The organism is Lysobacter arseniciresistens ZS79, assembly GCF_000768335.1.
Lineage (GTDB): Bacteria > Pseudomonadota > Gammaproteobacteria > Xanthomonadales > Xanthomonadaceae > Novilysobacter > Novilysobacter arseniciresistens.
In genome coordinates, this window is the sequence record NZ_AVPT01000005.1 from 122,762 (window position 1) to 133,552 (window position 10,791).

At 72.7% G+C, this 10,791-nt stretch carries 14 protein-coding genes; 11 read left to right on the forward strand and 3 right to left on the reverse strand.

Features of this window, described 5'->3' with window-relative positions:
• From N799_RS14290 to N799_RS04670, 3 genes are all read left to right on the forward strand, one after another.
• A complete protein-coding gene (locus N799_RS14290) occupies positions 1–858 on the forward strand; it encodes a hypothetical protein (RefSeq protein ID WP_052101237.1) in 858 nt (285 codons plus the stop codon).
• 166 nt (positions 859–1,024) lie between these two features.
• Positions 1,025–2,185, forward strand: a complete 1,161-nt coding sequence (locus N799_RS04665; RefSeq protein WP_036208518.1) for an RNA polymerase sigma factor — start codon at positions 1,025–1,027, stop codon at positions 2,183–2,185.
• Positions 2,182–2,397 (forward strand): hypothetical protein, encoded by a 216-nt coding sequence (locus N799_RS04670; protein WP_036208520.1) that lies wholly within the window; start codon positions 2,182–2,184, stop codon positions 2,395–2,397. The genes N799_RS04665 and N799_RS04670 overlap by 4 nt, the downstream gene beginning before the upstream one ends.
• 58 nt (positions 2,398–2,455) lie before the next feature.
• Here N799_RS04670 and N799_RS14295 read toward each other — a convergent pair whose 3' ends face one another.
• Positions 2,456–3,001, reverse strand: coding sequence for an EF-hand domain-containing protein (locus tag N799_RS14295; RefSeq protein WP_052101239.1), 546 nt, complete (start codon positions 2,999–3,001; stop codon positions 2,456–2,458).
• A gap of 131 nt (positions 3,002–3,132) precedes the next feature.
• Between N799_RS14295 and N799_RS04680 the strand changes: the two genes are divergently transcribed.
• Together N799_RS04680 and N799_RS04685 are read left to right on the forward strand one after the other, a co-directional pair.
• Entirely contained in the window at positions 3,133–3,876 is a 744-nt protein-coding gene (locus tag N799_RS04680) for an arginyltransferase (protein ID WP_036208523.1), read from the forward strand.
• Complete coding sequence (locus tag N799_RS04685) at positions 3,873–5,144, forward strand: endonuclease/exonuclease/phosphatase family protein (RefSeq protein ID WP_238978744.1); 1,272 nt, start codon at positions 3,873–3,875, stop codon at positions 5,142–5,144. The genes N799_RS04680 and N799_RS04685 overlap by 4 nt, the downstream gene beginning before the upstream one ends.
• Before the next feature lie 137 nt (positions 5,145–5,281).
• Here N799_RS04685 and N799_RS04690 read toward each other — a convergent pair whose 3' ends face one another.
• Together N799_RS04690 and purT are read right to left on the reverse strand one after the other, a co-directional pair.
• Positions 5,282–5,695: a hypothetical protein gene (locus N799_RS04690; RefSeq protein ID WP_152597811.1), complete on the reverse strand. Its 414-nt coding sequence runs from the start codon at positions 5,693–5,695 to the stop codon at positions 5,282–5,284.
• 25 nt (positions 5,696–5,720) lie between these two features.
• The gene (gene purT, locus N799_RS04695; protein WP_036208529.1) at positions 5,721–6,920 is read right to left on the reverse strand and encodes a formate-dependent phosphoribosylglycinamide formyltransferase; all 1,200 of its coding nucleotides are present in this window, start codon (positions 6,918–6,920) and stop codon (positions 5,721–5,723) included.
• Between the two features lie 133 nt (positions 6,921–7,053).
• Between purT and N799_RS14300 the strand changes: the two genes are divergently transcribed.
• The 6 genes from N799_RS14300 to N799_RS04725 all read left to right on the forward strand — a co-directional run bounded on the left by N799_RS14300 (position 7,054) and on the right by N799_RS04725 (position 10,766).
• On the forward strand, positions 7,054–8,034 hold the full coding sequence (locus N799_RS14300) for an SdiA-regulated/phytase-like domain-containing protein (protein ID WP_152597812.1): 981 nt from the start codon (positions 7,054–7,056) through the stop codon (positions 8,032–8,034).
• A 75-nt stretch (positions 8,035–8,109) separates the two neighbouring features.
• Positions 8,110–8,973 (forward strand): SPFH domain-containing protein, encoded by an 864-nt coding sequence (locus tag N799_RS04705; protein WP_036208532.1) that lies wholly within the window; start codon positions 8,110–8,112, stop codon positions 8,971–8,973.
• Between the two features lie 3 nt (positions 8,974–8,976).
• On the forward strand, positions 8,977–9,162 hold the full coding sequence (locus N799_RS04710) for a type II toxin-antitoxin system antitoxin (protein WP_036208534.1): 186 nt from the start codon (positions 8,977–8,979) through the stop codon (positions 9,160–9,162).
• Complete coding sequence (locus N799_RS04715) at positions 9,159–9,338, forward strand: DUF4177 domain-containing protein (RefSeq protein WP_036208535.1); 180 nt, start codon at positions 9,159–9,161, stop codon at positions 9,336–9,338. The genes N799_RS04710 and N799_RS04715 overlap by 4 nt, the downstream gene beginning before the upstream one ends.
• The gene (locus tag N799_RS04720) at positions 9,339–9,914 is read left to right on the forward strand and encodes a PH domain-containing protein (RefSeq protein ID WP_052101242.1); all 576 of its coding nucleotides are present in this window, start codon (positions 9,339–9,341) and stop codon (positions 9,912–9,914) included.
• A 9-nt stretch (positions 9,915–9,923) separates the two neighbouring features.
• A complete protein-coding gene (locus N799_RS04725) occupies positions 9,924–10,766 on the forward strand; it encodes a M15 family metallopeptidase (RefSeq protein WP_036208537.1) in 843 nt (280 codons plus the stop codon).
• Positions 10,767–10,791: the final 25 nt, after the last annotated feature.

Below are 10,791 nucleotides of genomic sequence, written 5' to 3' on the forward strand. Positions count from 1 at the left end.
ATGCGCAAGGTCTTCAGCAGCCGCCGGCTCGAGAACGTCGAGGGCGTCGCCAGGCTGCTGCGCGATGCGGGCATCGAGGTGCGCATCACCGACGGCCGCTCCTACAAGGGCAACCGCCGCGGCAACTTCAGCTACAGCGACGCCTCCGGCCCGACCCCGGCGGTGTGGGTGGTGCGCTCGGACCAGCAGGTTCCCGCGCGCGAACTGCTGCGCGACGCCGGCCTGATCGACACCACCCGCGGCGAGGGCGGCTACCTCGGCGCGACCTTCCGCGAGCGCCCGGCGCAGGACGCCGGCGGTCGCAGCCCGGCACAGAAGCGCATGCTGCGGATCAAGGTCGGGCTGATCCTGGTGGCGGTGGCGATCGCCGGGGTGGCGATGATGCGCGGGATCGAGCTGCCGGCGCCGAGCGCCGCGCCGGTGCGGGAACTGGCCAGCCCGCCGTTCGACGGCACGACCGCCCCGACCCTGCTGCCGGTCGCCCTGGCGGTGCTCGAAAACGAGCTGGGCGAGGTCGACACGCCGGTGGCCTGCCTCGGCGTGGACGGCACCGATGCATCGATCCGGCTGATCGAATCGCTGCAGCGCGACGGGCTGAGGCTGGTGCAGGCCTCCGCCTGCGTCGAGGAGGCCGACGAGGCGCGTGGCAGCCACCACCGCGGTTCCGGCGCCGAGGCGATGATCGTCCGGGTCGGGACGTTCCGGCCGTCCGCGCCGGACCGCGGCACCATCGAGTACAGCGCCTACCACCACCGGCTGTGGGCCAGCTACAAGACGCTGGAGGTCGCCCGGGTCGACGACGAGTGGCAGGTGGTCGACGTGGTCCGCCACGTGCGCAGCCGCGGCGTCGCGTTCTGAAGTCACATTCGCGGCGGGCGCGCGTCTGGGTGGATAACACCCCGGAGCCGCCGATGCCGACGTACCGCCACGACCAGCACCCGCCTGCCCCGGCCGCCCGGCCGGCGTACGATCACGCCATGGCCGCGACCGCCCGACCGACCGCCAGCCACCCCGGGGCACCGCGATGAGCGACGCCCACGTCGCCGCGTCGCCGCTCGAACAGCTGGTCGCCGGCCACCTCGACGCCGCCGCCGGTGGCGACCGCGATGCCTACGGCCGCATCGTCGCCGCCTGCCAGAACCCGATCACCGCGATCGCGCTGGCGATCGTCCGCGACGTGCCGGCCAGCGAGGACATCGCCCAGGAAGCCTTCCTGAGCGCCTGGCAGAACCTGCGCCGGCTGCAGAACCCGGCCAGCTTCCTGCCATGGCTGCGGCAGATCACCCGCAACCTCGCGCGCGACCACCTGCGCGCCCGCCGGCGCCGCCCGCGCGAGGTCGAGGACGCCGACGCGCTGATCGAATCCGCCGCCGACCCGCAGCCCGGTCCGCTGGGCCGGCTGGCCGGCAGCGAGCGCGAGGCGGTCGCGGCCGAGCTGATCTCGGCGTTGCCCGACGACAGCCGCGAGGTCCTGCTGCTGTACTACCGCGAAGGCCAGAGCTCGCAGCAGGTGGCAACGCTGCTCGGGCTCAGCGATGCGGCGGTGCGCAAGCGGCTGTCGCGCGCGCGCCAGTGCGTACGGGCCGACCTGCTGGAACGCTTCGGCGAGTTCGCCCGCGGCTCGGCGCCGTCGGTCGGGTTCACCGCGATGGTTGCCGGCGCGCTGGCGGTCGCAAGCCCGCCGGCGGCCACCGCGAGTGTGCTCGGCGGCACGCTCGCCATCGGCGGCGCCAAGACGCTCGGCAAGGTGGTCGCGGGCTCGGCCGGCGGCCTCGGGCTGGGGCTGGCCGGCGCGTTCGCCGGGATCTACCTCGGGCTGCGCTCGCAGCTCAAGGGCGCGATCGACGAGGCCGAGCGGGTCGCGCTGGTCCGCAACGCGGTGGTCTCGGGCCTGGCGTCAGTCGGGTTCATGGCCAGCCTGCTGCTGATCGCCTGGCTGGATGACGGCTGGGTGTTGCCGGTGCTGGCGACGCTCGTGTTCATGGGCATCGTGTTCCACAAGTCGATGGTCGTGCTGCCGCGCATCCTCGCCCGGCGCCACGCACTGGAGGCGCAGCGCGACCCGGTGGGCGCGGCGCGGCGCCGGCGGCGTGAGCGCATCAACTGCTGGATTGGCGGCATCGTCGGTTTCGGCTGCGGCGTGGGCGGCCTGATCGTCGGCCTGGTCAGCTCGGGGCGGCTGTGAACGGCGCGGCCGTCCGCTACTGGTTCCGGCGCTGCGGCCTCGTGCTGGTGATCGTAGCGGTGGCGCTGGCCGGGGTTCAGTGGCTGCGCGAGGGGCGGGTCGACTGGGGCGGGGTGCTGTTCTGGAGCGCCCTGCCGGCGGTGCTGGCGGCGTCGATCAACACCTGGTGGCTGCGCCGCCGCGGCTGCAGGCTGCCGCGCCGCCGCGACTGAAACAAAAAGGCCCGCGCGATGACGCCGCGCGGGCCTCCCCCTTCCGGTGTGGCGACGGTCAGCGACCGCGCGCCGGCATCATGTCGGTCGGCCGCAGGAAGCCGTCGCGGTCCTCGTCCATGAACGCGAAGGACTTCGCCATGCGCGGCATCGCGGCCTCGACCTCGGCGCGGCTGAGCTTGCCGTCGCCGTCGCCGTCGGCCTCGCTGAAGCGCTGCTGCATCTTCGCGCGGCGCTCGGCGGCGCGCTCGGTGCGCATGCGCTCGGCGGCGGCCATCAGTTCGCTGCGGACGAGGTAGCCGTCGCGGTTGCGGTCGATCCCGTCGAAGCGGTCGGCGAAGCGCTTGCTCTCGCCGGCCTCGACCTTGCTGATGCGGCCGTCGGCGTCGGTGTCCAGCCGCAGCACGTGGTGCATGCCGCCGCCGTGGCCGCGCCGCTGGTGGCGCCTGTGGTGCAGGTCGCCGGCGTCGTGCGCGCCCGTGTGGTGCCTGGCGCGGTTCGCCTCGCCGGCGGTGGTGTCGGTCTGCGGGGACGGCGCGGCCACGGCGGCGCCCATCATCAGCACGGCCGCGATCGCGGCGGTCAGGAAGGTGTAACGGTTCATCCACGGTCTCCGGTGCGGACGCGGCGTGCGTCGTTGCGGAGGGAAACGCCCGGGGTGCGCATCAGTTGACAGCCGGCGCGGTGTGTTCAGCAGGTGGACAGCGCGAACCGGCGCGGCGCTATGCTCGCGCCATGGGCACCGACCCCCGCCAGGACACCGACGACCTCCGCCTGTTCCACACCGGCGAACACCCGTGCGGCTACTGGCCCGAGCGTCCCGCGCGCGACCTGGTGCTGGACCCGCGCGACCCGCGCCTGCCGCACTGGTACCCGATGGCGCTGGGCTGGGGCTTCCGCCGCTCCGGCGACATCGTCTACCGGCCGCACTGCCACGGCTGCCGCGCCTGCGTCGCGGTGCGCATCCCGGTCGCGCGGTTCCGGCCGGACCGCAGCCAGCGCCGCTGCATCGCCCGCAACCGCGGCGTGGCCGCGCGGATCCTGCCGGCCGAGCGCAGCGACGAGCACCTGGCGCTGTACCGCCGCTACCTGCTCGCCCGCCACCGCGGCGGTGGCATGGACGGCCACGGCGCCAGCGAGTTCGAGCAGTTCCTGATCGGCCGCTGGAGCGACAGTCGCTTCATGGAACTGCGCGAGCACGACAGCCACCGCCTGCTCGCCGTCGCGGTGACCGACCTCACCGACGACGCGCTGTCGGCGGTGTACACCTTCTTCGACCCCGACCTCGCGACCCGCGGACTCGGCACGCTGGCGATCCTGCACCAGCTCGACTGGGCCCGCCGCGAGGGCCGCCGGCACCTGTACCTGGGCTACTGGATCGCCGGCCACCGCAAGATGGAATACAAGCGCCGGTTCCGCCCACTGGAAGCCTTCGACGGCCGACAATGGTGCGACCTCGACCACGGAGACCCGGCATGACGCCAGACGGCGGCCGCAAGGCGCACGTATCCTTCCCGTTCTTCCGCCCGCTGCGGGCACTGGCCTGGCTGCTGGCCGTGCTCGCGCTGGCCGGCTGCGTGCGCATCGCGGTCCACGGCAACCCGGAGGCATGGGCCGACGACATGGCCGACGCACTGAGCCCGCCGCTGCGGGTCGCGACCTACAACACCTCGCTGTACGACGAGGCCGCCGGCGGGCTGGTCGCGCGCCTGCGCGCGGGCGACGCCGATGCCCGCAACATCGCCGCGGTGCTGCAGCGGGTGCGGCCGGACATCGTCCTGCTCAACGAATTCGACTACGACGCCGACGGCACCGCCGCCGACCTGTTCCAGCGCGACTACCTCGGCGTCGCCCAGCCCGGCGGCGGCGACCCGCTGCGCTACCCCTACCGCTACCTCGCACCGGTCAACACCGGCGTGCCGAGCGGGCTCGACCTGGACGGCAACGGCACCGTCGGCGGCGAGCAGCGCTCCCGCGGCAACGACGCCTGGGGCTACGGCCTGCACCCGGGCCAGTACGGCATGCTGGTGCTGTCGCGTTTTCCGATCGACGCCGAGCAGGTGCGGACCTTCCAGCAGCTTCGCTGGAGTGCGATGCCCGGCGCCCGCCAACCGCGCGACCCGGCCACCGGCCAGCCCTGGTACCCGCCCGCGGTGTGGCAGCAGCTGCGACTGTCGTCCAAGTCGCACTGGGACGTGCCGGTGCAGACCCCGATGGGCACCGTACACCTGCTGGCCGCCCACCCGACCCCGCCGGTGTTCGACGGCCCGGAGAACCGCAACGGCCTGCGCAACCACGACGAGATCCGCCTCTGGGCCGAGTACATCACCCCGCGCCCGGCACCGTGGCTATGCGACGACCGCGGCCGCTGCGGCGGCCTGCCGGCCGACGCCCGCTTCGTGATCGCCGGCGACTACAACGCCGACCCGCACGACGGCGACGGCGAACCCGGCGCCATCGCGCAACTGCTCGACCACCCCCGCGTGGACGCCGGCTTCGTGCCGCGTAGCGCCGGCGCGGTGGAACGCGCACGCCAGCGCGGCATCGACCGCAAGGGCGACACCGCCGCCCACACCGGCGACTTCGGTCCGCGCTCGGGCACCCTGCGGCTCGATTACGTGCTGCCCTCGGACAACCTGCGAGTACTCGACGGCGGCGTGTTCTGGCCCGCGGCCGGCACGCCCGGTGCCGCGATCATCGAGTCCAGCGACCACCACCTGGTCTGGCTGGATCTGCGGTTCGACTGACGGGCAACAAGTCCCAGCCGCGACCTCCCGCACCCGCCCGCGAACTGTCCACGGGCGGCCGGGGGGCGTCGCAACCAAGCGAGTATCGGGGAGCGACTTGCGATGCGCCCCGGCCGCCCGCCCCGCGCAGCTCCCGGCTACGGCTTCTTGCCGCCCGGTGCCGGCTCCGCGGCTTCCGGCGCGGCTCCCGATGCGGCACCCGGCCCCGCGCCCGCCTCGACCTCGACCTGCGCCCCGCTGCCACCCGCATCGGCAATCGGCTGCGCCACCTCCACCGCGACCCGCGGCCCGAACCCGAACGCCTCGTCGCTGCGCGCCGAAACGATCATCCGGACCATATTGGTCGGCACCATCAACTCCAGCGAGATCGCCTCGCCCGCCGTGGTCCGCCCGTCCAGCGTCATCTCGACCAGCGCACCGCCGGTGTCGACCTCGCGGCACACCACGTGCGCACCCGCCTTGGTCTCCTGCAGGTACGGCCTGATCGCCTCGCCCAGCGCCTCCAGCGCCTGGGGGAAGAAGAAAACCGCGTAACCGTTCTTGTCGTTCATCAGCACTCCAGTTGTGGCGTCGCGCTCAGCGCAACTCGATCCGCAGCGCGGCAGCGGTCCGGCAGGCCTTTGCACGCGCATCGGTGACATCCTCGCCGACCGCGAGCGTCACCGCGACCCGGCGCTGCCCTTCCACCCGCGGCTTGCCGAACAGCCGCAGTTGCGTGTCCGGCTCCACCAGCGCCGCGTCGACACCGGAAAACACCGGCACGCCGTGGCCCTGCGCCAGCACCGCGCACGACGCCGACGGCCCGCGCGAGCGGATCACGGGGATCGGCAGCCCGAGGATCGCCCGCGCATGCAGCGCGAACTCGCTCAGGTCCTGCCCCGCCAGCGTCACCAGCCCGGTGTCGTGCGGCCGCGGCGATACCTCGCTGAACCAGACCTCGTCGCCGCGCACGAAGAACTCCATGCCGAACACGCCCCAGCCGCCGAGATCGTCGGCCACCGCGCGCGCCTGCGCCTGTGCACGCTCCAGCGCCAGCGCCGACATCGGCTGCGGCTGCCAGCTCTCGCGGTAGTCGCCGTCCTCCTGGGTGTGGCCGATCGGCGCGCAGAAGGTGATGCCACCGGCATGGCGTACGGTCAGCAGGGTGATCTCGTAGTCGAAGTCGACGAAGCCCTCGACGATGACCCGCCCGGCGCCGGCCCGCCCACCCGACTGCGCGTAATCCCACGCCCGGTCGATGTCGGCCGCGGTGCGCACCAGCGACTGGCCCTTGCCCGACGACGACATCACCGGCTTGATCACGCACGGCAGGCCGATCGCCTCGACCGCGGCGCGGTAGTCGTCCAGCGTGTCGACGAACCGGTACGGCGAGGTCGGCAGCCCGAGCGTCTCGGCGGCTAGGCGGCGGATACCTTCGCGGTCCATCGTCAGCCGCGCCGCCCGCGCGGTCGGGATCACCCGGTTGGCGCGGCCCTGTTCGGCGAACTCGCGCTCCAGCTCGACCAGGGTCGCGGTGTGGATCGCCTCGATTTCGGGCACCACCAGGTCGGGCCGCTCGGCCTCGACCAGTGCGCGCACCGCGGCGCCGTCGAGCATGTCGATCACGTGGCTGCGGTGCGCGATCTGCATCGCCGGCGCGTTTGCGTAGCGGTCGGCGGCGACCACCTCGACGCCGAAGCGTTGCAGCTCGATCGCGACCTCCTTGCCCAGCTCGCCCGAGCCGAGCAGCAGGACGCGGAAGGCGTGCGGTGACAGGGGCGTGCCGAGTGTGACCATGCGGGTTCCAGCTTGCGGGGGCGTTGGGGGTTGGTTGCGGCCTCGAAGTCGCCGCGCCCGGCAAGTCTAACGGCGCCGCCACCCCGCGCCGCGCGCCTTCCGGCCGCCAGCGGGCCCATGCGATCCTTCGCCGATGCCCACGCACCCCCGCCCCTGCCGCCCGACGCCGCTGCCACGCCTTGCCACGCGGGCACTGGGGTCGCTGCTGGTGCTCGCGCTGGCGGCCTGCGGCGGCGACCGCGATGCCGGCGAAGCGACCGGCACCACGGCCAGCGCGAAAGACGCGGCCCCCGGCGGCGAACTCACCGGCGTACTGCTGGACATGCAGCTCAACGAGATCAGCGGCCTGGCCGCCTCGCACCTGCACGAGGACGTGCTGTGGCTGCACGACGACGGCGACAACCCGGCGCGGCTGTTCGCGGTCGACACCCGCGGCAGCCGGCTGGCGACCTTCGGCGTCGAGGGCATCGCCAAGACCGACTGGGAGGACATCGCCGGCTTCGAGCTGGACGGCACCCGCTACCTGCTGGTCGCCGATGTCGGCGACAACGGCGGTCTGCGCCGCACCCTGCAGCTGCACGTCATCGAGGAGCCGACCGTGCTGCGCAACGCGCGCCTGCAGCCGGCATGGTCGATCGCCTTCCGCTGGCCCGACGGCCCGCGCGACTGCGAGGCGGTGGCGGTCGACCCGGTGCGCGGCGAGGTGCTGCTGGTCTCCAAGAAGCGCGAGCCGCCGGAACTGTTCTCGCTGCCGCTGCGGCCGCCGGCGAAGGAGCTGCTGACCGCGCAACGGATCGGCACCCTGGCCGGCGTGCCCCGGCCCGACCCCGAGCGCGCCGCCGCCTCGCCACGCCGCGCGCGACTGGATGGCCAGGTCACCTCCGCCTCGATATCGCCCGGCCGCAACACCCTGGCGGTGATGACCTACCGCTACCTGCTGCTGTACCCGCGCCCGGCCAACGGCAACTGGGCCGACGCCGTGGCCGGCCAGCCGCGCGTCAGCGAACTGCCGTGGCTGCCGCAGGCCGAGGCGCTGGGCTGGAGCGCCGACGGCCGCAGCCTGTACGCCACCGGCGAGTTCATCCCGGCGCCGCTGTACCGGATCGACCCGTAGTCCACCCGTTGCCTGCCACTTGCACGTGATATCAATTTGATATCAAATGCTCTCAACCTCAGCGAGAGCCACGCCATGAAAGAGAACCCCGTCCGCTCCCTTCCCGGCATCCCCGTGCTGCTGGCACTCATCGTCGCGCTGCTGGCGGCGGCCGCACTGCTCGTCACCGGCGTCGGCGGCCTGCGCGTCATGTCGATCGTGGCCGGCGTCGTCATCGCCGCCCTTGGTGTGTTCGGCCTGGTCGGCCTGTACATGGTCGAACCCAACCAGTCGGCGGTGCTGAGCCTGTTCGGCAAGTACGTCGGCACCGTCCACGACAACGGCCTGCGCTGGAACAACCCGTTCTTCACCAAGCGCAAGGTGTCGCTGCGCGTGCGCAACTTCGAAAGCGGCAAGCTCAAGGTCAACGAGCTGGAAGGCAGCCCGATCGAGATCGCCGCGGTCATCGTCTGGAAGGTGGTCGACTCCGCCGAAGCGGTGTTCAACGTCGACGACTACGAGAGCTTCGTCCACATCCAGTCCGAGGCGGCGCTGCGCGGCATGGCCACCAGCTACCCGTACGACCAGCACGAGGACGGCCAGGTCTCGCTGCGCAGCCACCCCAACGAGATCTCCGACCACCTCAAGGCGCAGCTCGACGAGCGCCTGACCACCGCCGGCGTGGACGTGCTGGAGGCACGCATCAGCCACCTCGCCTACGCGCCGGAGATCGCCCACGCGATGCTGCAGCGGCAGCAGGCCAACGCGGTCATTGCCGCGCGCACGCGGATCGTCGCCGGCGCCGTCGGCATGGTCGAAATGGCGCTGGAGGAGCTGCAGAAGAACGACGTCGTGCGGCTGGACGAGGAGCGCAAGGCGGCGATGGTCAGCAACCTGCTGGTGGTGCTGTGCGCCGACCGCGGCACCCAGCCCGTCGTGAACGCTGGAAGCCTGTACTGACCGATGACCGGGAAAAAAGGCTACGCGCTGCGCATCAACGCCGACGTACTCGCGGCGGCGCAGCGCTGGGCCGACGATGAACTGCGCAGCCTCAACGCACAGATCGAGTACGTCCTGCGCGACGCCCTGCGGAAGGCCGGACGCCTGCCGCATGCCCCTTCGACCGACAACCAGGAAGACAAGCCATGAGCAAGCAGTGGACCTACGAAGTGGTGGAGCTGACCCCGAACATGATGGGCCCGGCGATGTCGGACCGGATCCGCGAGACGCTCGACGACCTCGGCCGGCAGGGCTGGGAGCTGGTGTCGAACGTGCAGCTGACGCCGTTCGACCATGTGCGGCTGATCCTCAAGAAGGAGGCCTGAGTGGGCGCCCGGGCCCCGGAAGACGCACTGCAGTTGCGGCAGGTGTCGACCGGCTCGCGGCTGCTGCTGGCGGCGCTGGTGTTCGGGATCCCGGTCGTCGCCCTGGTCGCGCTGCCGACGCTGATGGTGGCCGACCCGACCGCCATCGACCGCACCCCGGCGTGGGTCGTGCCGGGCACCGTCGTCTTATGCGCGCTGCTGGCCGCCGCTCTGGACTGGGCCCTGCGCCGCCACCGCCTCTCGCTCGACCGCGACGCGCTGGAACTGGCGACATCGTTCTACCGCCGCCGCATCGCGCTGGCCGACCTGCGCATCGACCAGGCCCGGGTGGTGGACCTCGACGAGCGCGTCGAACTGCGGCCCGCGATGAAAACCAACGGCACCGGCCTGCCCGGCTTCAAGAGCGGCTGGTTCCGCCTGCGCAACGGCGACAGGGCACTGGTCGCGACCACCGGCGGCCGGCGGCTGCTGTGGCTGCCGACCACGCAGGGGTACGGGCTGCTGCTGGAGCCGGTACGGCCACAGGCGGTGCTCGACCGCCTGCGCGAACTGGCCGCCCCGCGCCGGCCCGGCTAACCTGCAGCGATGCGCGGCCAGCCCGACATCCTGATCAACACGTCCGAGATCGAGCTCTGGCCGCATGGCCTGTTGCGCGCGCGCAGCAACCACGACGCCCGCGCACTGGCCCGCGCCCGCCACGTGCTGCGGCGCAAGCGCGACGGCCGCTACCTCGCCGCCAACCTGCCGGAGGGCCTGCTGCCGCTGGTCCCGCGGCTGGTCCGCGAGCCGGGCATCGACGCCGCGCTGGACGCGCTGGAATGGCACCCCGGCCACCGCCGTCCCGGCATCGAGCACGTCGGCGAGTTGCCGCTGGACCGCCTGCACGAGCGGCTGGAATCGCTCGGCCTGGATGACAGCTACGGCGAGCGCACCGGCCTGCCGCTGGTGGCCGAGCCCGACTGGCTGGCGCTGGCCGGTTTCGACCGCTTCCGCCGGCCACTGTGGCTGCACGTCGACGCCGCCCGTGCCTGGGGCCACCTGCAGGCCGCCGCCGCGCGCGACGGCGTGGCGCTGGAGGCGATCTCCGGCTACCGCAGCCACGACTACCAGCTGGGCATCTTCGAGCGCAAACGCGAGCGCGGGCTCGGCATCGACGAGATCCTCGCGGTCAACGCCGCGCCCGGCTACAGCGAGCACCATTCCGGCCTCGCGCTCGACCTCGGCACCCCCGGCGAGCCGCCGGCGGAGGAATCGTTCGAGGCGACCGCGGCATTCGAATGGCTGGCCGGCAACGCCGGCGGCTACGCGTTCGCGATGAGCTACCCGCGTGACAACCCGCACGGCATCGTCTACGAGCCGTGGCACTGGAAGTGGGACGGAGGGATGGCTGGCGACGTGGCATCCGCCACGTCCACCCACGGACTGTAGGAGCAACTGTCTTCTTCAGATCGGC